Here is a 23,583-nt window from a genome sequence, read left to right as displayed (position 1 = left end):
GATCTAAGATGGACCCTTAGCGCTTCGTCATATGAAAAATAGAACGCCTTGCACGATGAGTACGAATTGTACCCAGAGCAAAGGCGTTCTTTGGCATGTTAGCAGTCTGTGTTTTTAACATTTGAGTCTAGGAAAAATAGCTGTAACCGTCTGTTACTTCAATATAGGCTATTGCTGTTCAAGTGCTGGTAAAACCTCGATCCAGCGTGTAGCCCAAGTACCGATATGGTCAAACAAAGGAGCTAAATCGCGTCCTTTATCCGTAAGGGAGTATTCAATCCGCACAGGCTTCTCAGGATAAACCATACGCTGTATGATTCCTTCTTCCTCCAGCTCTTTCAAGCGGTCCGAAAGGACTTTTCCGCTTAAATTAGGAATTGAATTCTCAATAGCGACAAAACGTTGCGGACCATTAGTTAGCTGAAAAACGATCAACACCGTCCAACGCTTGCTCAGTAGCTCCATAGCTTTTTCAAACCGTGGACACATCTGCGGAATGTTCATGTGATCACCTCATGCTCCTATTATTAACGATTCACTGTTAAAAGTAAATGTTTTTACTTTACATAAATTTATTACTTGACGAAATTGAATGATATAAATATACTTTGTTACATAAAGTAACTTAATGGACTCGATACGGAACTTTATAAGATAATACTTAAAAATTAAACTTATTTTGATATGATTAAAGATGCCATTAGATGGACAGATACGAACTAATGGGTGAGGTTATGGCTTGGGCGTAGGGGGAAGTCGGATGAAGCTGGTATGTGAAGTGTGCATAGTTGGAGGGGGCCCCGCAGGGACTTTATTATCCTGCCTACTGGCGGAGCAGGGTCTTTCCACAATATTGGTTGAGCGGCAGAGCGTGGCCGGAAAGGCTTTCCGTGGTGAAATTTTAAATGATGAGGGTCAGGAAGTGATCCAAAAACATAAGCTGCTTGAACAAATTCATGAGGACTATATTCTCGCCTCCACAAGAATCGAATATTGGCAGCATCAGCAACAGATCAAAACGGTCAAGCCAGCTTTAATCCATGGTAATGTGGGGGTTCATATTCCCCAACCTCGATTTTTGGAGGCACTGCTCACACAGGCATCAGCCTACGAGTCCTTCCGCTACCTGGCAGGCACAACGGTGACTGCGTTGGAAGGTGACAGTGAGCAGGGGTACACAGGCTTGACTGCCCGCGACAAGAATGGTCATGAAATTACGATTCACAGTTCGTTGATTGTAGGAGCAGACGGTCGCTATTCGACTGTGCGTAAGCTGGCGCAGATGCCTGTGACGAACATTCGCCACGGCTATGATCTGCTATGGGCCAAAATCGCGGCACCTGCCGGGTGGGAGCCGGTCACTCGTTTCGCACTGGTCAACGGAGGGCAGCTGGCTTTATTTTCACAGGCTGAGGGCTATATTCAAATTGGCTGGAATGTGGAGGAAGGCAGCTTTCCAACCCTGTTTAAGCAATCTTTTGAGCCATTTATACAACTGTTTGCAGAGGCTTTTCCGGATTTGAAGCATAGTGTGCACGACCACATTCGTTCATGGAAGGACTTCGTACCGCTGGATATTTTCAGCAGTCGCAGTGATACATGGGCACAGAACGGACTGGTCCTGATTGGAGATGCGGCGCATACCATGACACCTACGGGGGCTTTTGGCTTAAACGCTGCTTTGAAGGATGCCGATGTGCTGGCCAGTGAGCTTCTTCGTTTACGACAGCAGGTATATACCGCAGAAGACCTGAAGGCTTTCGAAAACGGACGACGGCAGGCTGTCACCGAACTTCAGGAGCGACAATTGACTATGGAATCCACGTTTCATGAACATTTCTTACACATAGTTTAAGGATATCAAACCCTGAACAACAACGATTAGCCTCTGAAATACGAGGCGCTTCATATATAGAGACAATATAAAGGATGGTGCAGAAAGATGAACGTGAAGGATGTAGCTACACTACTTAACGATAAAATTCAAACTGTTCGTGGAGAGCAATCTTCGACGATCTTGGTAGGGCCGATCAAGCTGCCGGTTAATTTGGAAGGAGAAACGGTTGTTTTTCAATGGTATTGCTGGCTACCTGTACGGGATGAGGAAGATCGCCAGGACTTACTGAATGCCAATGCGGAGACGATTGTGAAGCGATTGTCCACACTGAACTTGGCGGAGGGACAACAGTCAAGCGTATTGGTGTACGGCGATCTCCAACATTCGGATCATGCATTAGTTCGCATGCATAGTATTTGCCATACTGGAGATATTTTTGGTAGCAAGCGTTGTGATTGCGGATTCCAACTCCACCAGTCGATGAAAATGATCGTGGAGCATGGAACAGGTGCATTGTTCTATCTGGCTAATCATGAAGGTCGCGGAATCGGTTTGTTTAGCAAAGCCATGGCTTATATTCTGCAGGAAGAAGGCATGGATACCGTCGAGGCCAACCATCAGCTGGGTTTTGAAGATGATACACGCAATTATGTGGATGCCATTAGTGTGCTCCAGCACTTGAGACAAAAACCGGTAACGCTGATCACAAATAATCCTAAAAAGCTGGATGCCTTGAAGAAGTCTGGGATGAATGTAGCGGGGCGTATGCCGCTCTGGGGCGATGTGTCGCAATATAATGAACGGTATTTGAATACAAAAGTAGAACGATCCGGCCATTTGCGGGATTCCGATCTCAGGGAGGTTCTATGAGCACTCACGAAAAATATATGCGTCTAGCATTGGAAAATGCCAGAAGTGCCAAAGGGCAAACAGAACCGAATCCACTCGTCGGATCAGTCATTGTCAACAATGGTCGCATCGTAGGGATCGGCGCTCATTTGAAGCCCGGTGAGCTACATGCCGAGATTCATGCATTGCGTATGGCGGGTGAACACGCTCAGGGAGCGACGATTTACGTAACATTGGAGCCGTGCTCCCATCACGGCCGGACAGGCCCGTGCGCGGAAGCGATTGTGAAGGCTGGCATTCGCCGGGTGGTGATTGCAGCCCTGGACCCGAACCCGCTGGTCTCTGGTAGAGGGGTACAGATTTTGAAAGACGCGGGCATTGAGGTCATTGTCGGAGTATGTGAGCAGGAATCCATTCGTATGAATGAAGTGTTCAATCAATATATCGTGAACAAGCGACCTTTTATTACGATCAAATCGGCAGTAACGCTGGATGGTAAAATTGCAACCCGGACCTCCGAAAGCAAGTGGATTACTTCGGAGGCTGCACGGGAGGATGTGCATCGCCTTCGTCACGAGCATGTGGGCATCCTGGTCGGAGTCCAGACTGTGGTTCATGATAATCCTCAGCTAACGACTCGTCTACCAGAAGGTCGGAACCCGATTCGTATCATTTTGGATAGCAAGCTGCGCATTCCATTGGATGCTCGTGTTATTACAGACGGAGAGGCGCCGACCTGGATATTCACAGGACGGGCTTACGATGAAGGCAAGCGAAGCCAGCTGGAACAGCTTGGTGTGAAGGTATATCCGACGCAGGATGAAAAAAGTGAGCGGGTCAATCTTCCGCAAATGCTGGATATTTTGGGAGCGGCGGAGGTCTCATCGGTATTCGTGGAAGGCGGGGCCGAGGTGAACGCTTCGTTCGTGCAGCAAGGACTGGCAGACAAGCTGGTGCTGTATATGGCGCCGAAGCTGGTTGGAGGACGCACGGCTCCGGGCTTTCTTGGGGGAGAGGGTGTATCTGCGATGGACGACGCAGTAGCTTTGCAGGATTTGAGTGTTACGCAGGTTGGCGTGGACTGGAAAATAGAAGGGTATTTTGGGCGAGAGAAATGAGTGAGTTGTTTTTGGGTGGAGAAGGAGGCTCCGCGAAGGGGTTGATCTTCCGATCGCTGTTGCAGTGGGATTTTTCGGATTGTACAAAAGAATTAAAGGTAAGAATCCCACTGCAAAGGCGAACGCTACCGCTTCTCCAGATTCAACTCCTCCGCTCCGCAACTGCCCACCGCAAAGTCACTCATTTTTCGAAATGGTGTGGAGCATGGGGAAGGGCATGAGAAGCTAAATACTCAAAGACCAAACTCAAAGACTCAAAACCTTATAAATTCAAAATAGAGGATCTGAAGGGCTAAAAGGCCTGGAGGGTCTTTTTTTTATAGCCTAAACGTTTATTCGGGTGAATGGTTAATGGGGTGAATAACTCATATGGTGAACGTCTTATGGCGTGAAATCAAAAAGGCATCCTTACATAATACTTGGGTTTTTCGTCCTGGTTTCTTATGCATTTCTAGAGACTTTCGCCTCGTTTAGCTAAAAATTAGAAATAAAAGGATTGACCTGGAAATGGAGATCAAGCACAATGAAGTTGAATTCGAATTGGAAGGAAAGGGAAAAGCCTTGCAGTGTAAGGGATAAAAGAATTCAAAGGAGGATGTAGGTTGTGAGAAAAATGATATTATGCTTGTTGAGTGCCAGTCTGATATGTTTAGCAGCACCGCTTTCTACTAAAGCATTTTCGGGGGAGGTTACACAAGGCGCAGGGTCATATTCCACTACATTGCCTGCCGGAGCAGCTACACCGCAAAACGAAATTTACAAGACAGCGAATGTAACTAGCCCAATGCCTACCAACGACTGGTGGAGCAGCCTGGCCTGGGTGCCCCACTCCGAGGCTCAATATCCACATCCGCTTGCCTTGAAAAATCAGCAAAATGGTTTACGAATCTTTAACCCAAGCGGAAAAATTACGGTGAATCCGGGATACATTGCAGGCTGGATGGATGATGTGAATGATTTTACTATCGGACATTCTGAAAGCGCTTCATTTCCGGATGCCAAGGTGGACGGCTTTAGTGACTGGTTTGTCAAATCGTTATTTCAAAGCGGCAGCAACAAAATGAGCGCTACCTATGGACATGGCTCTCCTTATATCTTTTTTGAGTTTGGTGGCGGCAATCCGAAGCTCTCGTTCAATGAGGTACCCAAGGTCTGGTCTGGCTCAGCTAGTTCTCCTGTGCTGGGCATTACGGTCAATGGCTCACACTATGGTCTGTTTGGTCCTTCCGGCAGCACCTGGTCCGGCATTGGAACGAATACTCTGATCAATCAATTGAACGGGAAAAACTATTTTACAGTGGCGGCTTTGCCTGACAACACAACGGCAACGTTGGATAAATTTCAGCAATACGCCTATTCTTTTGTTACCAATTCCAAAGCCCAGTACAGTTACAATGAAGCCTCTTCCGAAGTAACGACTACCTTTACCGTTACAACAACCGCGAAGCAAGGTACACAAGCCGGTACTATTTTTGCTTTATACCCGCATCAGTGGAAAAATTCATCGCAATCCCTGCTGGGCTATACGTACAATTCTGTACGTGGTCTGATGAAAACAGCGGAAGGTGCTTCTTTTCAAACAAAAATGAAATTTACAGGGGTACTCCCTTCTTTGCCCGACATGGGGTCTTATGATAAAAATACACTGAACAGCTATATAGAAGAGGCAAAAGCGGAAGTCTATTCTGGCGATGGTGACACATATTGGACTGGAAAACGTTTGGGGAAGCTTGCAGCCTTGGCGCCAATTGCCGACCAGGTGGGCAATACCGCAGCAGCGACCCAGTTCCGCAATGAGATTAAAAGCCGGCTACAGGACTGGTTTAAGGCCAGCAACAGCTCAGGAAACATGAAAAGCTCGAACCTATTTGTGTACAATAGTAATTGGGGGACATTAATCGGTTATCCTGACAGCTTTGGCAGTGCGGTAGAATTAAACGACCATCATTTCCATTATGGATACTTTATTAAGGCTGCGGCCGAAATTGCGCGGGTGGACAAAAGCTGGGCATCCAATTCACAATGGGGGCAGATGGTGCAGTTGCTCATTCGCGACATTGCCAATCCCGACAGGTCTGATTCGAAATTTCCGTATTTACGTAACTTTGATCCCTATGCCGGGCATACCTGGGCTTCCGGTCATGCTAAATTTGGCGACGGCAACAACAATGAATCCTCCTCGGAGGCGATGAATGCTTGGGCAGGTTTGATTTTATGGGGCGAGGCGACGGGGAATACGCAAACTCGTGATCTGGGCATTTATCTATACACAACGGAAATGAATGCAATTAACGAATACTGGTTTGATGTACAAGGTACGAACATCCCTTCTGGGATGCAAAGCGCGACGGCAAGCATGATCTGGGGTGGTAAAACGGTGGGAAATGCAACATGGTGGACGAATAACCCCGCAGAAGTGCATGGTATCAACTGGCTGCCGATTACCTCGGCTTCCTTGTACCTGACACAATATCCGGAGTATGCGGCCAAAAATTATAACAATTTGCTACAAAAAAGCGGAGGGAATTTCAGTCCGTGGGAAGATATCGTATATATGTACAGAGCGATCTCGAACCCGTCCGATGCCAAGGCCAAATTCAGTGCACGCGTAGCAGCCATGACGCCGGAAGCTGGGAATTCCAAGGCGAACGCCTACCACTGGATTTATAATTTGGATGCTGTAGGCAACATCGACCGCAGCATCACCGCCAATTCACCTATTTATGCTGTATTTTATAAGAACGGTGTAAAAACCTATGTGGCCTACAATTTTACCAACCAGGTCAAAACGGTAACCTTCTCAGATGGACACAGCATTACCGTGCAGCCGAACAGCTTTAATACCGGAAATGGAAGTGGCGGTAATCCGCAGCCGGATACAGAGGCTCCATCCAGCCCAGCCAATGTGCGGGCTACGACCAAAACAGCATCAGCGGTTACTTTGGAGTGGGAAGCAGCCACAGACAATGTTGCCGTTACGGAGTATATTGTGTATAGGGACGGGGCTCAGGCGGCAAAAATAAACGGTACTTCTGCTTCAATTACAGGACTGGATGCAGCTACTACTTATAGCTTTACCGTTAAGGCTCGTGATGCAGCCGGCAACCTGTCCGCAGCCAGAAATGCTGTATCGGTAACTACGGAGTCAGCATCTGGCGGCAATGAGGGTGGCGGAGAAACGGAGGATTACACTGTGCGGGCCCGCTTTGTCAGCGATCGTGAAGCACTGCTTCAATTTACCCCCAAAACAGCCTCCGCCTATGTTGACGTGCATTATACTTTAGCAGGTGGACAACAGCTCAATTACCGGATGACCAACAACGCCGGTGTTTGGGAGCAGCGGGTTACAGACCTTTCCACCGGAAAGGCCGTCAGCTATTGGTTCACCTATGAAAAGGCGGGATTGCAATATGAGACTCCTTCATTTAGCTATACTCACCAGACGGTATCCACAACGACAGAGGCCTCCGAAATTTCCGCTACGGAGGTATTGAACACGCTCCAGCCCGGAGTTGCTTCTGAATAAATAAAATTTTGGATGGTATAAATACAGAGGAGATACAAGGTATGACTGAATTTTGGGAATCCAGCTTTATAGAAAATCAAATGATGTGGGGATTTGAACCTTCAGACTCAGCAATGCTGACCAAGGACTTTTTTCTTGAAAAGAACGTTAAGGAAATATTGATACCTGGTATTGGATATGGGAGAAATGCCAAGGTTTTTGTTGACAACGGAATAAATGTGACAGGTATTGAGATTTCAAAAACAGCGATTGATTTGGCGAGACAAAAAGAGCTCAATATTAGTATTTTTCATGGCTCCGTAACGGATATGCCTTTCGATAACAAGCTTTATGATGGTATATTTTGTTATGCGCTTATTCACTTATTGAACAAGCAAGAGAGAGAGAAGTTTATTAAGGATTGCTATCATCAGCTAAAGCCCAATGGATATATGGTTTTTACGACTATTTCAAAGGAAGCCCCGATGTTTGGAAAGGGACAGCAGCTAGGTAAAGACTATTTTGAGATCATGGATGGGGTGAAAATGTTTTTTTATGATGCAGACTCGATAAAAGAAGAATTCGGAAAATATGGACTAACAGATTTTTCGGAAATTGTTGAGCCACATAAAAACATGGAAAGCAAACCTCCATTTAAATTTATTATGGTGAAATGTCAAAAAGAGCTATAATCTGAATGGTGAGAAAAAGACACGAGGGAAGCAACTATGTTTCCTCCGTGTCTTTTTTTGTTTTTTATGGGGTCGTAATACTTTCGCCATGTTCGTGAGTGCAAGGGTACGCAATAATGATAAAGGCTGATGCAGGAAGATATTACCGAGGCGAGGATTTCCAAAGATCCCGTAGTGCCTGCCCTGATGGGGCCAGGTATCCTGTAAATCTGATGTATCCACCAACAATTAGGGTTCGATTCCCAATCGCCTTCCAAGCGACTTCTGGTAGAGTATTCGAATGATCGAATAAAACAATGAAAAGACCCTGATAAGAGCATCCCATGTCTGGTCTTGATGACAGATACCGGGGCGGTGGCTATGCGGCCAGCGGATACCGGAGAGAGCAAGCGCCGGGTAGGGCTCGAGGTATCGGAGATAAGGATTCATAGTCGATGTTGGGCTGATGAATTCCATCCCCGGAACACGGGAACAGGCGGCACCTTTCTTTTTCCTTAAGCTTGGCCCCGCCCTCCACACCGGAGGGGTGCTCTGCAAGGGTACTATCCCTGCTACAACAAATAAAAATAAAAAATCCTCATTTTAAAAATGTGTTTTGACCCAACGTACGAAGAAGCGAGCGGCCATTTGAATTTGAAGAAGCGAAGCCGCCATATACACGAAGAAGCCTGTTTTTAAGCTGAGGATTATCAATACTAGGAGTGATATGATGTTTAAGAAAATAATGATTAAAGCCGATGAGCGCGGACTGCTGTTCAAAAAAGGAAGCTACCACAAGTTGTTGCAGCCAGGGACCTACCTGTTGAAGACATTTCAGCAGGAAACAGTTGAAATTTTAAATGTAGCCGAATCATTTTTTGTACCAGATCATGATATTCGTCTGTTTTTGACAGATCCTTTATTGCTGGAGCAATTGACTGTCATTGATGTAGAGGACCATGAATATGTGCTGCATTATGAGGATAATCGGTTTGTAGAGCTGCTGACAGCCGGAAAATATGCATTTTGGAACACGCTCAAGGAGCATCGCTTTGTTCGTGCAGATACCCGGCAGCCTGCAATTGATAAAGCTTTGGGGCAAGCGTTCTTGTCCAAGACACCGGGCTTCTGGAAGGCCCTTCAGGTGGCTAGCCATGAATTGGGTTTTTTGTATTATGATAATGTGCTGCAAGGTGAACTGAAGCCGGGCAAATATTATTTCTGGTTGTCCACGGTGAACACAGAGATCAAAACATTAGATATGCGACAGCAGCAGATGGATCTGATGGGGCAGGAAATCATGACAGAGGACAAAATTACACTGCGCCTTAACTTCGTCTGTCAGTACCGTATTATCGAGCCGCTACGGGCGCTGGAGTTCAGAGCATATGAGGAACAAATATACATTATGCTTCAACTACTGCTGCGCGAATACGTAGGCACGATGAAGCTGGATGATCTGCTGAAAATGAAGCAGGAGATTGCGGAATACGTTTTGACGCGACTGAATGAGCAGAGCGGTGAATATGGGGTTACTTTCACATCCGCAGGGGTGAAGGATATTATTTTGCCGGGGGATATCAAGGATATTCTGAATACGGTGCTATTGGCAGAAAAGAAGGCACAAGCCAACCTTATCACACGACGTGAAGAGACAGCATCCACTCGTAGTCTGCTTAATACGGCCAAGCTGATGGACGAAAATGTCACTCTCTATCGACTCAAAGAGCTGGAATTCATGGAAAAAATCTGCGAGAAGATTGGTACGATATCGCTGACTGGCGGAAATACGCTACTGGAGCAGCTGAACACGTTGGTTCATATGAAAGAGGGGCAGGGACTCCAATAACAGAAAATACTCCCGAACGATGTCAAGGTTCGGGAGTATTTTTCATTTTAATTCGTCTTGGTGGATGCAAGGAAAGCGTCCATATCGATCACCGGAATATGAGCACCCCGGTGCTCCATCACAGTAGGAAACAACTCGCGTTGCCACTCTTCCTCATTGCTTTGTAGCTGACTATCTTCAGCAGATGCCGTATCCTCTACCTGATCGACAAGCAAGGCAATCTTCGCACGACTGAGCAAAATCATTTTGTCCTCAGAGGAATCGCTTGATGCGGGAAGAAGCAGCTTTTTGCGTAGATTAAGGATTGTAAATACATCGCCGCGAATGGTCACCATTCCTTCATGCCACGCTTCGGAGAAGGGAAGCGGCGTTCCTTTTTTGGCATTCATAACTTCTTCTACTTCCAGAAAATTTAACGCGAACTTCTTGTCCGCCAGACTGCACACAATATATTCAGACATAGCAATTCTCCTTACATATTCAGATAAGTCCATCACAAGTTGTGAACGAGCGATAAATTGGGTTAACTATTGCGTTTTAATAGATGGAACGATAAAGTGGAGGATGCGGTAAAATGGTTTTAGTTAATCACAGAATATCACAAACGAGCAGTTAAATCTTCCAAAATAACAGCCAAACGGACAAGGCGTGGCTTCGAGTTTCCCTACATATATATTGTTGGGGCTAAAGCTGTGTCCAACGACACTACATTCTAAGATAAGCGGGTTGAGGTAGAATGGATCATGAAAAGCAGCGGTTAAGTATCGAGGCAGCCAGGTTATACTATCTGAACGATTATAGTCAGCAAGATATTGCGGTCAGACTCGGGGTATCGCGGCCTACGGTATCGCGGTTACTTCAGGCTGCCAAGGAACAGGGATACGTGCGGATCAGTATTGTGGACCCTATGGAGGATATGGACGCGCTCGGAGAGCAGGTGAAAAAGAAATACGGGCTGGATACCGTGCTGGTCTGTTATTCGCCGTTAAATGAATATCAGGAGATCAAGAAGCATATTAGCAAAAAAGCAGCCGATTATTTGCATGAAACGGTGCAGGATGCTGATATTATTGGAGTGACCTGGGGAACAACCATGCATGCGGTGGCGCTTCATCTCCAGCAAAAGCAGGTCAAGGGAGTAGAGGTGGTTCAGCTCAAGGGAGGCGTAAGCCATTCACATGTCAACACTTATGCTGTGGAAACCGTGAATTTATTCGCAGAAGCCTTTCATACCATCGCTCGGTATTTGCCGCTGCCTGTGATTTTCGACAGTCAAGCTGTTAAGAAAATGGTTGAGGAGGATCGGCATATCCAGCGCATCATTCAACTGGGCAAGCAGGCGAACATTGCGGTGTTTACGGTGGGTACGGTCAAGGAAGATGCACTGCTGTTCCGCTTAGGCTATTTTAACCATGAAGAGCAGAAGCTGCTGCAAAAAATCGGCAAGGGCGACATTTGCTCACGCTTTTTTGACGATGAGGGCAACATATGCAGTCAGGAAATCAACAGCCGTACGGTAGGAATCGATTTACCTGAGCTGCGAAAGAAGGAAAAGTCCATCCTTGTAGCTGGAGGGCAGCGTAAAGTAGAGGCTATTCGGGCATCGCTGCATGGCAAGTATGCGAATATCTTGGTGACGGATCAGTTTACAGCACAAGCACTTTTACAATAGAGCATGTTGGCCTTAATCCAATTAAACATGGTTACAGCGTGTGCCTACAGGGTAACATGAATTGTAGGGTGAACGCCCTATGTACAAGCCTGAACATAATTTCAAAATATGTTTTACATATGTTCAAGTCCGTGCTATGATGATCTCATCACAGAGAAATAAACGACTATTTTCTTCACATTATTTATTAAATGAAGGAGCTTTTAGATATGAATATTGCAGCATTAATCGACCATACATTGTTGCGTGCAGATGCAACGAAGGACGAAATTACAAAATTGACTGCTGAGGCGAAAAAGTACCAGTTTGCTTCTGTATGTGTAAATCCGGCATGGGTAGCTTATGCGGCCGAACAACTCGCAGGCACAGGCGTGGCTATTTGTACGGTTATCGGATTCCCGCTGGGAGCCAATACATCGGCCACGAAAGCGTTTGAAACGAAAGATGCTATTGCTAACGGTGCAACTGAAATTGACATGGTCATTAACATTGGCGCTTTGAAGGCGCGTGATGTACAGCTGGTCGAGCAGGATATCCGTGCGGTTGTGGAAGCGGCTAAGGGTACGCTGGTAAAAGTGATTATCGAAACCTGCCTGCTGACAGACGAAGAGAAGGTACAGGCGTGTGAGCTGTCCGTCAAAGCTGGAGCGAATTTTGTGAAAACTTCGACGGGTTTCTCTACAGGTGGAGCAACTGTGGAAGACGTAGCTTTGATGCGCAAAACAGTAGGACCTGAGATTGGTGTTAAAGCTTCTGGCGGCGTACGCAGCCTAGAGGATGTGCAAAAATTAGTAGAAGCTGGCGCAAGCCGGATCGGAGCAAGTTCCGGTGTGAAAATCATCGAGGGCGAGCAATCTACATCTTCCTACTAAGTTTATTTTGAGGTCATGGAGGGATTCGCGATGAAGGAGCAATTGATTCAGAAAGCGCTTGAGGCGCGCAAGCAGGCATATGTTCCGTATTCGAATTTTCAAGTGGGGGCTGCGGTTCTCGGAAGCGATGGTACGATTTATCACGGATGTAATGTGGAGAATGCCTCCTACGGCTTATGCAATTGTGCAGAGCGAACAGCGATTTTCAAAATGGTATCCGAAGGCTGCCGTCAAATTGATTCGATTGCGGTAGCAGCTGATACGGAAGGGCCTGTGTCTCCATGCGGGGCCTGTCGTCAGGTTATTTCCGAATTTGCTCATCAAGATACCAAAATTTATCTGACAAACCTTCATGGCAATACGGAAGAGTGGACGATGGATCAATTACTGCCGGGTGCTTTTCGACCTGCGGATTTGGGAAAATAAAAAAAAGAATGCCTCTTTGGGGCGCATTCTTTTTATGGTCAATGTAAGCGCTTAATGTATGAGGAGGAAATGAAATGAAATATGTAATCGCGCTGGTGGGATTGCTCGTTGTATTTGCACTTACTTACGTTGCCAGTAGTGACAAACGTAAAATCAGGTATCGTCCACTGGTGGTTATGGTGATTTTGCAGGCGGCGCTAGCGTTTGTATTGCTGAACACAGGGATTGGTGAATTTTTGGTCAAGGGCTTTGCAGCTGGCTTTAACAGTCTCTTGGGATATGCCAGCGAAGGGATCAACTTTGTATTTGGCGGAATTGCCAATGAAGGGGCGGCACCGTTCTTTATCGGGGTACTGCTGCCGATCGTGTTCATTTCCGCATTGATCGGGATTTTACAATATGTAAAAGTACTGCCTTTCATTATTAAATATATTGGGCTTGTCTTGAGCAAAGTAAACGGAATGGGTAAACTGGAATCCTACAACGCTGTAGCTTCAGCAATCCTGGGTCAATCTGAGGTATTTATTTCCGTCAAAAAGCAAATTGGTCTGCTGCCGCAGCATCGGCTGTATACATTGTGTGCATCTGCGATGTCTACTGTATCCATGTCGATTGTGGGAGCCTACATGCAAATGTTGAACCCCAAATATGTGGTTACCGCATTGGTGTTGAACCTGTTCGGCGGCTTTATTATCGCTTCCATTATTAATCCGTACAAGATTGAGAAGGAAGATGATTTACTGGAGGTTCAAGAGGAAGAGAAGCAATCCTTCTTCGAAATGCTCGGGGAATATATTATGGACGGTTTCAAGGTTGCTATTACAGTAGCTGCGATGCTGATCGGTTTTGTGGCGCTGATTGCCATGGTTAACGGCATTTTCTCCTGGTTGTTTGGGATCAGCTTTCAGGCGCTGCTTGGCTATGTGTTTGCACCGTTCGCTTTTGTTATGGGGATTCCGTGGAACGAGGCAGTGCAGGCGGGCAGCATTATGGCTACCAAGCTCGTGTCCAACGAATTTGTGGCTATGCTGGATCTGACCAAGCAAACAGGCTTGTCCGAGCGTACGATCGGGATCGTATCGGTATTCCTCGTATCTTTTGCAAACTTCTCATCCATCGGTATCATTTCCGGGGCTGTGAAGGGTCTGCATGAAAAACAGGGAAATGTAGTGGCCCGTTTTGGTCTGAAGCTGTTGTACGGGGCGACGCTGGTTAGCGTGCTGTCGGCAACGATTGCAGGGTTGTTTTTGTAAAAAAAACAGCGAATCAGGAAAGGATTTTTATGATGTCTAAATTTAAACGTATTCACTTGGTCGTTATGGACTCGGTTGGTATCGGCGAAGCACCGGATGCTGCCAAGTTTGATGATTATGATGTAGATACACTCGGTCATATTGCCCGCGAACGCGGCGGTCTGAACATGCCGAATATGGGTAAGCTCGGTCTGTCCAACATTCGTTCCATAGAAGGTGTGCCAGCGGCCGATAAGCCACTCGCGTATTACACCAAAATGCAGGAAGCCTCCAATGGCAAGGACACGATGACAGGTCATTGGGAAATCATGGGCTTGAATATTGCAGTTCCTTTCCGTGTATTCCCGGATGGGTTTCCAGATGAGCTGATCCAGCGCATTGAGGAGCACACAGGCCGCAAGGTCATTGGCAACAAGCCAGCCAGCGGCACGGAAATCATTGACGAGCTGGGCGAAGAACATGTGAAAACAGGTGCACTCATCATCTACACCTCAGCGGATTCAGTGCTGCAAATTGCGGCGCATGAGGAAGTTGTACCTTTGAAGGAGCTGTATGAGATCTGTGAGTTCTGTCGTAAAATCACGCTGGAAGATCCGTACATGCTGGGCCGCATTATTGCCCGTCCGTTCGTAGGTGAGCCAGGGAACTTCTCTCGTACCTCCAATCGACATGACTATGCGCTCAAGCCATTTGGTCGTACTACAATGAATGAACTGAAGGATGCGGGCTTGGATGTAATTGCCTTGGGTAAAATCTCTGACATTTATGATGGAGAGGGTGTAACGAAGGCCGTGCGCACGGTGTCCAACATGGATGGCATGGATAAGCTGGTGGCTACGCTAGACGAGGAATTCACCGGACTAAGCTTCTTGAATTTGGTGGACTTTGATGCTGTATACGGCCACCGCCGTGATCCGCAGGGGTACGGTCAAGCGTTGGACGATTACGATGCCCGTCTGCCAGAGGTCTTTGCCAAAATGACTGATGACGATCTGCTAATCATCACCGCAGACCATGGGAATGACCCAACATATCGCGGAACAGATCATACCCGCGAATATGTGCCTTTGCTGGTATATTCCCCTCGTTTTGCAGCTGGAGGCAAGGAACTGGCGGTTCGTAAGACGTTTGCGGATATTGGAGCGACCGTAGCGGATAACTTCGGTGTAAAACTGCCTGAGCATGGAACTAGCTTTTTGGCAGAGCTTCAGTAATCTAGAATCTCAGCAAGAGTGCAGGCCGGATAATTAGTAACAATATAAGCATGGACAATTGGGACGGAGGAATAAAAACATGAGTGTACACATTGGAGCCAAACCTGGAGAGATTGCAGAAACGATTTTGCTGCCAGGAGACCCGCTGCGGGCGAAATTTATAGCTGAAACGTATCTGGAGGATGTGACCTGCTACAACGAGGTGCGCGGAATGCTCGGTTTCACGGGAACATACCAGGGCAAACGCCTGTCTGTACAGGGAACCGGGATGGGGCTGCCCTCCATCAGTATTTATGTCAACGAGCTGATTAGCGAGTACGGTGTAAAAAACTTGTTCCGCGTGGGTACATGTGGCGGAATGAAGGAGCATGTGCACGTTCGTGACGTCATTTTGGCACAGGCATCCTGTACAGACTCTGGCATGAACCGCCATATCTTTGGCGGCTATGATTTCTCACCGATTGCCAGCTTCCCTCTCTTAAAGGGTGCTTATGATCGCGGTGTTGCTAAAGGCTTGAATATGCACGTCGGCAACGTATTCAGCTCAGACAGCTTCTACCGTGATGACAAATCAGTGGTACAAAAGCTGATGGAATATGGCGTGCTGGGTGTGGAGATGGAGACTTCGGCTTTATATACGCTGGCAGCCAAGTTCGGCGTAAACGCCCTGACCATTCTGACGGTAAGCGATCATTTGCTGACAGGCGAAGAAACGACAGCAGAGGAACGGCAAACCACCTTTAAAGAAATGATGGAAGTTGCACTGGATACAGCAGTATCCCTGTAAACGATCATACGCACAGTGAGGAGAAATGACATATGAGAATGGTAGACTTGATTGAAAAAAAACGTGACGGAAAAGAACTGAGCACTGAGGAAATTAACTTTATTATCCAAGGCTATACTCAGGGTGAAATTCCTGACTATCAGGTCAGTGCATTGGCAATGTCTATTTTCTTCAAAGATATGACCGAACGGGAACGTGCTGATTTGACCATGGCAATGGTTCACTCAGGAGATACGATTGATTTGTCCGCGATTGAAGGTGTAAAGGTCGATAAGCATTCCACCGGCGGTGTGGGTGATACGACTACACTGGTCCTGGCTCCGCTTGTAGCAGCTTTGGACATTCCAGTAGCGAAAATGTCAGGTCGCGGCCTTGGCCATACGGGCGGAACGATCGACAAGCTGGAGGCCATTGCAGGCTTTCACGTTGAAATCAGCAAGGATGAATTCGTGGATTTGGTGAATCGTAGTAAAATTGCGGTCATTGGACAAAGTGGCAACCTGACACCTGCGGATAAAAAATTGTATGCCCTGCGTGACGTTACAGCCACAGTAAATTCGATTCCGCTGATTGCCAGCTCGATTATGAGTAAGAAAATTGCTGCCGGCTCTGATGCCATCGTACTGGATGTCAAGACAGGTGCGGGCGCATTCATGAAAACAGTAGAAGATGCCAAAGAACTGGCACATGCCATGGTAAGCATCGGGAATAATGTGGGTCGCAAGACCATGGCGGTTATTTCTGACATGAGTCAACCGTTGGGGCTGGCCATCGGGAACTCGCTGGAAGTTAAAGAAGCAATTGATACGCTGCGTGGCGAAGGCCCTAAAGATCTGGAAGAGCTGTGTATGGCTTTGGGCAGTCAGATGGTATTTTTGGCTGGAAAAGCAGATTCTCTCGAAGACGCTGAAGAGAAGCTCAAAGAGGTCATTCGTAACGGCAAAGCGTTGCAGAAATTCAAAGAGTTTATTGCGAACCAGGGCGGCGATGCCTCTGTAGTGGATCATCCTGAACGTCTGCCGCAAGCGCAGTATCTTATTGAAGTACCTGCAAAGCAGGACGGTGTAGTAGCTGAAATCGTGGCTGACGAAATCGGTACTGCTGCGATGCTGCTGGGAGCAGGACGCGCGACCAAAGAATCCGAGATTGATTTGGCTGTCGGCTTGATGCTGAACAAAAAAGTCGGTGATGCGGTTCAAAAAGGCGATTCTCTGGTTACTATCCATGCCAACCGTGAAGACGTAGATCAGGTGCTGGAGAAAATCTACGCAAACATCCGTATTGCGGATCATGCGGATGCGCCCGTGTTGATCTACGGAACAGTGACAGAATAATATTTGAGCTGTATAGTACAAAGTGTTAGCAGATCAATGCTTATAGAGCCGGGGCCCCTACATTACAGGGCTTCGGCTTTTTTTTGTGCTCAGCGCAGGTAACTAAACTAGAATTAAAAAATGCAGTTGTCAATTTCTAGTGAGGGAACTATACTGAATCTACAAACTGACGACCGTTCGTAAGGTTATTGGAGGGAACACATGACACTACAAAAAATTAAAACAGCTAGCCTAAAGCAATTTGCGAGAAAGGGATACGATGCCGCCTCCCTACAATTGATTGCTGATGAGGTAGGAATTAAAAAACAGTCTATTTATGCTCATTTTAAAAGCAAAGATGATTTGTTCTTAGACATATTTGCGGACGCGGTAGACCAAGAGATTTTGGAGCTGGATCGTTATTTTCAAGCTCAAGCTGAACAATCACTTGAAGCTGTTTTGCGAGGATTAATTATTGAATTCAAAGAGCGCTATGAGAGCGCCATGAATCTGCGTTTGATTCTGTATGTCGGATTTCTGATTCCATCTGCGCTGGAAAACCAGGTTCAGGCTTTGGTCACACGCTATGTCCAGCATAAAACCAGCTTGGTATATGAGCGACTGGCAGCCGAAACGTCGGTTAAGCTTCGTGTTCCAGTTCAATCTGCCACTACAGCCTATATGAATTTGATTGAAGGGATGCTGGTAGAACTGGTGTACAACGGCACCGCTGGTTTTGATCCGCGTCTGGAAAGCTCCTGGGATATTTACTGGCACGGCTTGATTTTGAACTGAACATCTAAGTCTTTGAAATAAACATGGTTTTATTGGGGGAAGAGAGCTGTGTCTGTTAAAGAAACCTTTTGGTCCAGAAATTTTATATTTTTGATGATATCCAACGCTCTATTATTTATGGCATTTGAAATGCTTATGCCCACGTTGCCACTGTTTGTAGAAAGTCTTGGCGGCAGTCCGTCACAGATTGGCTTGGTGACAGGCGTGTTTATGTGCTCGGCTATATTGATTCGTCCATTCTCCGGCACACTGATCCAGCTTTTGGACAAGAAATATGTACTGATTATTGGTGTTGTCATTTGTATGCTGGCAACGGGAAGCTACATGTTTTCCACCAGTTTGGTACTATTGTTAGTCTTTCGGCTAGTGCATGGTTTTGGATTCGGTATTGCGAGCACATTGTATGCTACCTCAGCATCAGATGATTTGCCTCCTCATCGTATGGGGGAAGGAATGGGCTACTTTGGCGTAGGTGAAACCGTAGCGATTTCAGTCGGACCCCTGCTCGGCATATGGATGCTTCATGCAGCAGATTTTAGTGGGCTATTTTCCACGGGAGCTATAATTTTGCTGCTGTCGCTTGTGATGAGCATATGGGTTCGTCGACGTTCTGCGAATCCCACGACGGCAGATACAGCAAAGGACAAAAAGAAGGTTCCATTTAAATTATTTGAAAAAAGAGTGCTGCTGCAATCCGGTCTTGTGCTACTAATTGGCGTGGTGGCAGGGGGAGTGATGTCTTTCGTGGCCCTATTTGCCAAGGAGCAGGGCTTTACCAATGCGGCCTGGTTCTTCTTTACGGTGGCTATGGCAAGCTTTCTCGTTCGGCTGGTGTCCGGTAGGATTTTTGATACTAAAGGTCCAGCTTATATCTTGATCCCCGCAGGAATTGTGCTTATCGTCGCCATCGTTATGGTCACTTCATCACAGACCGAGCTACAATTTTTAATGGCTGCTGTGCTGTATGGTGCGAGTTTCGGAGCTATTTTTCCAGCTTTACAGGCTTGGGCAATCAGTGTAGTCGGAGAAGATGAGCGAGAGGACGCTGTAGGCTCTTTTTATAATTTTTTCGATTTGGGGGTTGGAGGCGGATCTTTGATTCTAGGGATGGTTGCCGGATTAACGTCTTACAAAACAATGTACTTGTTCTCTACTTTGCTGATTGCGGCTTATTTAATTATCTTTGTAGTATATAGTGTGCAGGATAAGAAAAAGTCCCGTAACACGTTGAACGTGTAACCTACTCATATGGATGATCTAGATAGAGAGCCACCCGATGGATTCCTTTAAGTGAGTTTGAAAAATATGACAGCCAGACTCATAATAGATATGAGTTTGGCTTTTTTTATTTTCAGGGCGCAGCACAGCCAGAGGAGGAGAGACATGTTCCGATTATACAGCGATGTTCGTGGGACAGCTTATGAAAGACTAATTGATTATGCTATGATCGTCCGGCACCAGACCAAAAGGTAATCCCCAAGGAGGAACTGGCATTCCGGCAATTGCCTCCTGCAATCGGTGAGCTGCAGCAGCTAGAGTATCTGGATATCTCGTATAGTGGAATCCGTATGCTGCCCGCTGAGATACAAAGCCTGAGAAATCTGCGTTCCTTGAACATTGTGAACGGATTGATCGAATCGGCACCCGATTTTATATATGACATGACCTGGCTGGATCGCTTTCTTATAGAAGATAAGCCGTTTCATCTGTGTAATCATGGTGATGACTGAATTTATATAGCGCAGCTTCAGCATATTTTGTGAAGGAGGGATATGAAATGGTGGAAAAATGGGTTTGGATGGGTGTAGCGGGGGTGATCGTAGGTTATGTCGCTTGGGCCAATATGAGCGTTCCGTCATCAACCATCACAGAAGTCAATCAGAGCCATTCGAAGGTTCCACTTCGTATACAGAGCGAGCCAGGAAGCGCAGCAAAACGCATTATACATGATCAGGAGATGCAATTCGGAGGACAAGGACAAACAGAATTTAGATTTGAAGAGGGGCGTAAGCTGTATATCAGTATCAAGAATACAGGCAAGCAACCCGTACGATACAAGCTCAACAGTTCGAATGGATCAGACTTGCAAGGCACAACGAGCGGATTTTCCAGCCAAACGTTGCAGCCGGGAGAACGCCGCGATCTGCTGTTTACCAAGCCAGAGGGACAGCATGAAGCTACAGATGACTCCTGGAAAGAGTTAATTTTGAAAGTAAGTACGGACGATGGATCACAAGGAAGCGTTAAAACCTTCGCATATATTACACTGTAAGCTCCTTCCAGAATGGGCACGACATGCGGTCATTAGTCTACTTATGTTACAATAGAACGGTTGAAGACTTAATGAACAGAATAGGTCAGAGTAGAAAGCAGAAAGGATGACCCGTTGTGCCCAAAAAACACGAGTCCGATAATCACAAAATGTCACGGAGGCTGTCACTTACAGCCATTTTACTTACACTTACATTTGTAGCTCTAACAGGCTGTGGTCAGGATAATAATACTGATACGAGTGATGTCGGGAACAGTACAAGCAAGATCGAGAATAAAGCTGGAGACAAGCAGAGTGGTTCAGCCCAAAGTGACAAAGCGGCTAAGGAGAGCGAGAGTGCAGAAAACAGCAGTACAGATGCGCAAAAGTCAGCTCCTTCCGTTCCAGCTACTTCATCAGATACCTCTTCTACAGCCCCTAATGCCTCCCAAAATCCTTTTGAGGTAGCAGGTATTCAAGATCCTAAAGCGTTTTTGAATACATTCAAAGCGTTGCAGAAGGCGGTTGCTGACAATGACAAGGAGAAGGTAGCCGATTATATTTTGTACCCTCTGCGTGTCAATGATGTTGAAAAGTCGCTGACGATTCCGAACAAAAAAGATTTTATGGCCAAATATGATCAGATTTTTACAGATGCGATTCGTGAAGCGCTGGTGAACCAAAAGACAGATGAATTGTTTGTTAATTATCAGGGAGTTATGGTTGGATCAGGCGAGCTGTGGCTGAGAAGAGCTACGGACAATCCGAAGCATTTTGGAGTCTTTTCAATCAACCTCGAAACGGTAGCAAACTAAGTTGTACTCCACGTGTGCACATGCCCTCTAGGCGGTCGGAAACGTATAGAATGTTTCTGACTGTCCCCCCTTGAAGAAGTAAAATTATAGATCATATCATACCAAAAAAAGGTTTGACATCCCTCATAAACTCTCGTATTATATCCATATAACTCATTAAACAGGTAGGAATTAAAGAATTAAAGTATAATCTCGCCATTCTGGCGGAGAACCTCTAGGAACAGCAGGCAGACACTGTACACGCGACAGGTTTGACCTATCAGGGCTGCATCAGGGAATTCTCCGCCCTTTTTTTTGATTATGTCTGTAAATAACAGGCGTAAATGAATGTGTATTTACAAATTACATAGAATGAGGGGTGCCTTGATGAAGAGGAAACACAAAATTCGGCTAATTCTCGGACTATCTTTGGTTTTAACGATGATGCTGAGTGCTTGCTCCGCAAGCAAGGAGGGGACGCAAGCGGGTGGTAGCTCTGCTTCTGGCTCCAAGGACGTGGAGTTGCTCAATGTTTCTTATGATCCGACCCGTGAATTGTATGAGGCATATAATAAAGCGTTTGCCGCCCATTGGGAGAAGGAGAAAGGGCAGAAGGTTACGATCAAGCAATCTCATGGGGGATCTGGCAAGCAAAGCCGCTCTGTGCAGGATGGGTTGGATGCAGACGTGGTTACACTAGCCCTGGGCTACGATATTGATGCGTTACAGGAAAAAGGGCTTGTTAAAGAGGGCTGGCAAAGTAAATATGAGCATAACAGTTCCCCGTACACATCAACCATCGTGTTATTGGTACGTAAAGGGAACCCGAAGGGGATTAAGGACTGGGACGATTTAATCCGCGGCGATGTGCAGGTCATTACACCGAACCCTAAAACCTCGGGTGGAGCTCGCTGGAACTATCTTGCAGCTTGGGCCTATGCGCTCAAAAAGAACAATAACGATGAAGCCAAAGCGCAGCAGTTTGTACAGGAGCTGTATAAGCATGTGCCGGTACTGGATAGCGGAGCACGTGGAGCGACGACGACCTTCGTAGAGCGTGGAATTGGCGATGTACTGATCGCTTGGGAAAATGAAGCACTGCTCTCTGTGAAGGAGCTAGGTGCGGATAAATTCGATATCGTATATCCGTCGATCAGTATTTTGGCTGAGCCTCCGGTAGCGATAGTCGATAAGGTGGTAGATAAAAAAGGTACACGCGAGGTAGCGGACGCATACCTGAAATATCTGTACAGTGAAGAAGGGCAGACCATTGCTGCCGAAAATTATTACCGCCCAACATTGGAGAGTGTGACAGCAAAGTTCAAGGATCAATTTCCTAAGCTGGAGCTCGTAACCTTGAAGGATATATTCGGGACATGGAAAGAGACACAGCAAAAGCATTTTAGCGACAAGGGTATTTTTGACCAGATTTATGTACCTGGAGGTTCATGACATAAGTGGATTGTGAAGGCCAGTGGATCGGTAGGCGCCGAGTGTCTTAGTCAAAGGATGCAGAGAGGGATGGACAGAACATGAGTCAAATGCAAGCCGCCCGAAAACGCGTACTTCCCGGATTCGGGTTAACAATGGGTTATAGTGTGCTGTACCTCAGTCTGGTGGTGCTGGTGCCATTATCAGCACTGCTCCTGAATTCAACCGGGCTGACGTGGGAGAAGTTTTGGGACGTGGCGACGGATGCCAGGGTGCTGGCTTCCTACAAGGTGAGCTTTTTGTGTGCTGCGGCTGCGGCGCTGATCGATCTGTTCCTCGGTTTATTAATCGCCTGGGTATTGGTGCGTTATGAGTTTCCGGGGAAACAAATTTTTGATGCGGTCATTGATCTGCCCTTTGCTTTGCCTACGGCGGTGGCAGGGGTTGCGTTGACCGCTCTATATGCACAGAACGGCTGGATCGGTTCGCTGTTTGAACCGCTTGGGTGGAAATTGGCGTACTCACAGACGGGGATTACGCTCGCGTTAATGTTTATTGGTATTCCGTTCGTCGTACGGACAGTTCAGCCAGTGTTGGAGGAGCTGGACAAGGATGAGGAGGAGGTGGCTGCTACGCTGGGAGCGGGCAGATGGCGTACCTTTCGCAGCGTTATTGTGCCGGAACTGGTGCCGCCACTGCTGACGGGCTTTGCGCTCGCTTTTGCCCGCGGTATTGGCGAGTACGGCTCTGTCGTCTTCATCTCTGGCAATATGCCGATGAAGACCGAGATTGCTCCACTGCTCATTATGTCCAAGCTGGAGCAAAATGACTATGCAGGGGCGACGGCGGTAGCGTTAATGCTGCTGGTCATTTCATTCGTGCTGTTATTCGTGATTAACAGTATTCAGCGCTGGTCGCGGCGCCGTGCAATCTAAATAACGGTCTA

22 protein-coding genes are annotated in these 23,583 nt (G+C 46.7%); 20 read left to right on the top strand and 2 right to left on the bottom strand.

Annotated elements, in window-relative coordinates; translation table 11 throughout:
• Positions 1 to 168: 168 nt before the first annotated feature.
• Entirely contained in the window at positions 169 to 504 is a 336-nt protein-coding gene (locus ABEW32_RS23525; RefSeq protein ID WP_013312049.1) for a winged helix-turn-helix transcriptional regulator, read from the bottom strand.
• A 256-nt stretch (positions 505 to 760) separates the two neighbouring features.
• Here ABEW32_RS23525 and ABEW32_RS23520 point away from each other — a divergent pair, with 256 nt between their 5' ends.
• The 6 genes from ABEW32_RS23520 to ABEW32_RS23495 all read left to right on the top strand — a co-directional run bounded on the left by ABEW32_RS23520 (position 761) and on the right by ABEW32_RS23495 (position 9,829).
• Positions 761 to 1,855: an FAD-dependent monooxygenase gene (locus ABEW32_RS23520; RefSeq protein WP_430192323.1), complete on the top strand. Its 1,095-nt coding sequence runs from the start codon at positions 761 to 763 to the stop codon at positions 1,853 to 1,855.
• Positions 1,856 to 1,942: 87 nt separating this feature from the next.
• Positions 1,943 to 2,707, top strand: a complete 765-nt coding sequence (locus ABEW32_RS23515) for a GTP cyclohydrolase II (RefSeq protein WP_430192322.1) — start codon at positions 1,943 to 1,945, stop codon at positions 2,705 to 2,707.
• A complete protein-coding gene (gene ribD / locus ABEW32_RS23510; RefSeq protein ID WP_430192320.1) occupies positions 2,704 to 3,804 on the top strand; it encodes a bifunctional diaminohydroxyphosphoribosylaminopyrimidine deaminase/5-amino-6-(5-phosphoribosylamino)uracil reductase RibD in 1,101 nt (366 codons plus the stop codon). The genes ABEW32_RS23515 and ribD overlap by 4 nt, the downstream gene beginning before the upstream one ends.
• A 604-nt stretch (positions 3,805 to 4,408) precedes the next feature.
• The gene (locus tag ABEW32_RS23505; protein WP_430192318.1) at positions 4,409 to 7,330 is read left to right on the top strand and encodes a glycosyl hydrolase; all 2,922 of its coding nucleotides are present in this window, start codon (positions 4,409 to 4,411) and stop codon (positions 7,328 to 7,330) included.
• Between the two features lie 41 nt (positions 7,331 to 7,371).
• Complete coding sequence (locus tag ABEW32_RS23500; protein WP_430192316.1) at positions 7,372 to 8,001, top strand: class I SAM-dependent methyltransferase; 630 nt, start codon at positions 7,372 to 7,374, stop codon at positions 7,999 to 8,001.
• A gap of 709 nt (positions 8,002 to 8,710) precedes the next feature.
• Complete coding sequence (locus ABEW32_RS23495; protein ID WP_430192314.1) at positions 8,711 to 9,829, top strand: slipin family protein; 1,119 nt, start codon at positions 8,711 to 8,713, stop codon at positions 9,827 to 9,829.
• A 47-nt stretch (positions 9,830 to 9,876) separates the two neighbouring features.
• On the opposite strand, the gene ABEW32_RS23490 is transcribed toward ABEW32_RS23495, so the two are convergent.
• The gene (locus tag ABEW32_RS23490; RefSeq protein WP_430192312.1) at positions 9,877 to 10,290 is read right to left on the bottom strand and encodes a chemotaxis protein CheW; all 414 of its coding nucleotides are present in this window, start codon (positions 10,288 to 10,290) and stop codon (positions 9,877 to 9,879) included.
• Positions 10,291 to 10,565: 275 nt separating this feature from the next.
• Here ABEW32_RS23490 and deoR point away from each other — a divergent pair, with 275 nt between their 5' ends.
• The 14 genes from deoR to cysT all read left to right on the top strand — a co-directional run bounded on the left by deoR (position 10,566) and on the right by cysT (position 23,572).
• On the top strand, positions 10,566 to 11,501 hold the full coding sequence (gene deoR, locus ABEW32_RS23485) for a DNA-binding transcriptional repressor DeoR (protein WP_430192310.1): 936 nt from the start codon (positions 10,566 to 10,568) through the stop codon (positions 11,499 to 11,501).
• Between the two features lie 209 nt (positions 11,502 to 11,710).
• Positions 11,711 to 12,373 (top strand): deoxyribose-phosphate aldolase, encoded by a 663-nt coding sequence (gene deoC, locus ABEW32_RS23480; protein ID WP_430192308.1) that lies wholly within the window; start codon positions 11,711 to 11,713, stop codon positions 12,371 to 12,373.
• 30 nt (positions 12,374 to 12,403) lie between these two features.
• Entirely contained in the window at positions 12,404 to 12,799 is a 396-nt protein-coding gene (locus ABEW32_RS23475) for a cytidine deaminase (RefSeq protein ID WP_430192306.1), read from the top strand.
• A 74-nt stretch (positions 12,800 to 12,873) separates the two neighbouring features.
• Complete coding sequence (locus ABEW32_RS23470; RefSeq protein ID WP_430192304.1) at positions 12,874 to 14,052, top strand: NupC/NupG family nucleoside CNT transporter; 1,179 nt, start codon at positions 12,874 to 12,876, stop codon at positions 14,050 to 14,052.
• Between the two features lie 29 nt (positions 14,053 to 14,081).
• Positions 14,082 to 15,266: a phosphopentomutase gene (gene deoB, locus ABEW32_RS23465; RefSeq protein WP_430192302.1), complete on the top strand. Its 1,185-nt coding sequence runs from the start codon at positions 14,082 to 14,084 to the stop codon at positions 15,264 to 15,266.
• A 79-nt stretch (positions 15,267 to 15,345) separates the two neighbouring features.
• On the top strand, positions 15,346 to 16,053 hold the full coding sequence (gene deoD / locus ABEW32_RS23460) for a purine-nucleoside phosphorylase (protein WP_013373173.1): 708 nt from the start codon (positions 15,346 to 15,348) through the stop codon (positions 16,051 to 16,053).
• Positions 16,054 to 16,085: 32 nt separating this feature from the next.
• Positions 16,086 to 17,387 (top strand): pyrimidine-nucleoside phosphorylase, encoded by a 1,302-nt coding sequence (locus ABEW32_RS23455; protein WP_430192300.1) that lies wholly within the window; start codon positions 16,086 to 16,088, stop codon positions 17,385 to 17,387.
• Positions 17,388 to 17,588: 201 nt separating this feature from the next.
• Entirely contained in the window at positions 17,589 to 18,161 is a 573-nt protein-coding gene (locus tag ABEW32_RS23450) for a TetR/AcrR family transcriptional regulator (RefSeq protein WP_430192298.1), read from the top strand.
• Positions 18,162 to 18,209: 48 nt separating this feature from the next.
• The gene (locus ABEW32_RS23445) at positions 18,210 to 19,400 is read left to right on the top strand and encodes an MFS transporter (protein WP_430192296.1); all 1,191 of its coding nucleotides are present in this window, start codon (positions 18,210 to 18,212) and stop codon (positions 19,398 to 19,400) included.
• 263 nt (positions 19,401 to 19,663) lie between these two features.
• Entirely contained in the window at positions 19,664 to 19,891 is a 228-nt protein-coding gene (locus ABEW32_RS23440; RefSeq protein WP_430192294.1) for a hypothetical protein, read from the top strand.
• 47 nt (positions 19,892 to 19,938) lie between these two features.
• Entirely contained in the window at positions 19,939 to 20,433 is a 495-nt protein-coding gene (locus ABEW32_RS23435) for a hypothetical protein (protein WP_430192292.1), read from the top strand.
• A gap of 116 nt (positions 20,434 to 20,549) precedes the next feature.
• The gene (locus ABEW32_RS23430; RefSeq protein WP_430192290.1) at positions 20,550 to 21,227 is read left to right on the top strand and encodes a hypothetical protein; all 678 of its coding nucleotides are present in this window, start codon (positions 20,550 to 20,552) and stop codon (positions 21,225 to 21,227) included.
• 366 nt (positions 21,228 to 21,593) lie between these two features.
• Positions 21,594 to 22,658, top strand: coding sequence for a sulfate ABC transporter substrate-binding protein (locus ABEW32_RS23425; protein ID WP_430192288.1), 1,065 nt, complete (start codon positions 21,594 to 21,596; stop codon positions 22,656 to 22,658).
• Between the two features lie 80 nt (positions 22,659 to 22,738).
• Complete coding sequence (gene cysT / locus ABEW32_RS23420) at positions 22,739 to 23,572, top strand: sulfate ABC transporter permease subunit CysT (RefSeq protein WP_430192286.1); 834 nt, start codon at positions 22,739 to 22,741, stop codon at positions 23,570 to 23,572.
• Positions 23,573 to 23,583: the final 11 nt, after the last annotated feature.

This window comes from Paenibacillus jamilae (assembly GCF_050482105.1).
Taxonomy (GTDB): domain Bacteria; phylum Bacillota; class Bacilli; order Paenibacillales; family Paenibacillaceae; genus Paenibacillus; species Paenibacillus jamilae_B.
The sequence above is the reverse complement of the archived record's forward strand: the minus strand, read 5'-3'. Positions and strand labels throughout refer to the sequence as shown.

What these genes read in the sequence shown, in the direction of transcription:
- ABEW32_RS23525 (WP_013312049.1), bottom strand. Translation starts at nt 504, where the DNA reads ATGAACATTCCGCAGATGTGTCCACGGTTTGAAAAAGCTATGGAGCTA.
- ABEW32_RS23520 (WP_430192323.1), top strand. Translation starts at nt 761, where the DNA reads ATGAAGCTGGTATGTGAAGTGTGCATAGTTGGAGGGGGCCCCGCAGGG.
- ABEW32_RS23515 (WP_430192322.1), top strand. Translation starts at nt 1,943, where the DNA reads ATGAACGTGAAGGATGTAGCTACACTACTTAACGATAAAATTCAAACT.
- ribD (WP_430192320.1), top strand. Translation starts at nt 2,704, where the DNA reads ATGAGCACTCACGAAAAATATATGCGTCTAGCATTGGAAAATGCCAGA.
- ABEW32_RS23500 (WP_430192316.1), top strand. Translation starts at nt 7,372, where the DNA reads ATGACTGAATTTTGGGAATCCAGCTTTATAGAAAATCAAATGATGTGG.
- ABEW32_RS23495 (WP_430192314.1), top strand. Translation starts at nt 8,711, where the DNA reads ATGTTTAAGAAAATAATGATTAAAGCCGATGAGCGCGGACTGCTGTTC.
- ABEW32_RS23490 (WP_430192312.1), bottom strand. Translation starts at nt 10,290, where the DNA reads ATGTCTGAATATATTGTGTGCAGTCTGGCGGACAAGAAGTTCGCGTTA.
- deoR (WP_430192310.1), top strand. Translation starts at nt 10,566, where the DNA reads ATGGATCATGAAAAGCAGCGGTTAAGTATCGAGGCAGCCAGGTTATAC.
- deoC (WP_430192308.1), top strand. Translation starts at nt 11,711, where the DNA reads ATGAATATTGCAGCATTAATCGACCATACATTGTTGCGTGCAGATGCA.
- ABEW32_RS23475 (WP_430192306.1), top strand. Translation starts at nt 12,404, where the DNA reads ATGAAGGAGCAATTGATTCAGAAAGCGCTTGAGGCGCGCAAGCAGGCA.
- ABEW32_RS23470 (WP_430192304.1), top strand. Translation starts at nt 12,874, where the DNA reads ATGAAATATGTAATCGCGCTGGTGGGATTGCTCGTTGTATTTGCACTT.
- deoB (WP_430192302.1), top strand. Translation starts at nt 14,082, where the DNA reads ATGATGTCTAAATTTAAACGTATTCACTTGGTCGTTATGGACTCGGTT.
- deoD (WP_013373173.1), top strand. Translation starts at nt 15,346, where the DNA reads ATGAGTGTACACATTGGAGCCAAACCTGGAGAGATTGCAGAAACGATT.
- ABEW32_RS23455 (WP_430192300.1), top strand. Translation starts at nt 16,086, where the DNA reads ATGAGAATGGTAGACTTGATTGAAAAAAAACGTGACGGAAAAGAACTG.
- ABEW32_RS23450 (WP_430192298.1), top strand. Translation starts at nt 17,589, where the DNA reads ATGACACTACAAAAAATTAAAACAGCTAGCCTAAAGCAATTTGCGAGA.
- ABEW32_RS23435 (WP_430192292.1), top strand. Translation starts at nt 19,939, where the DNA reads ATGGTGGAAAAATGGGTTTGGATGGGTGTAGCGGGGGTGATCGTAGGT.
- ABEW32_RS23425 (WP_430192288.1), top strand. Translation starts at nt 21,594, where the DNA reads ATGAAGAGGAAACACAAAATTCGGCTAATTCTCGGACTATCTTTGGTT.
- cysT (WP_430192286.1), top strand. Translation starts at nt 22,739, where the DNA reads ATGAGTCAAATGCAAGCCGCCCGAAAACGCGTACTTCCCGGATTCGGG.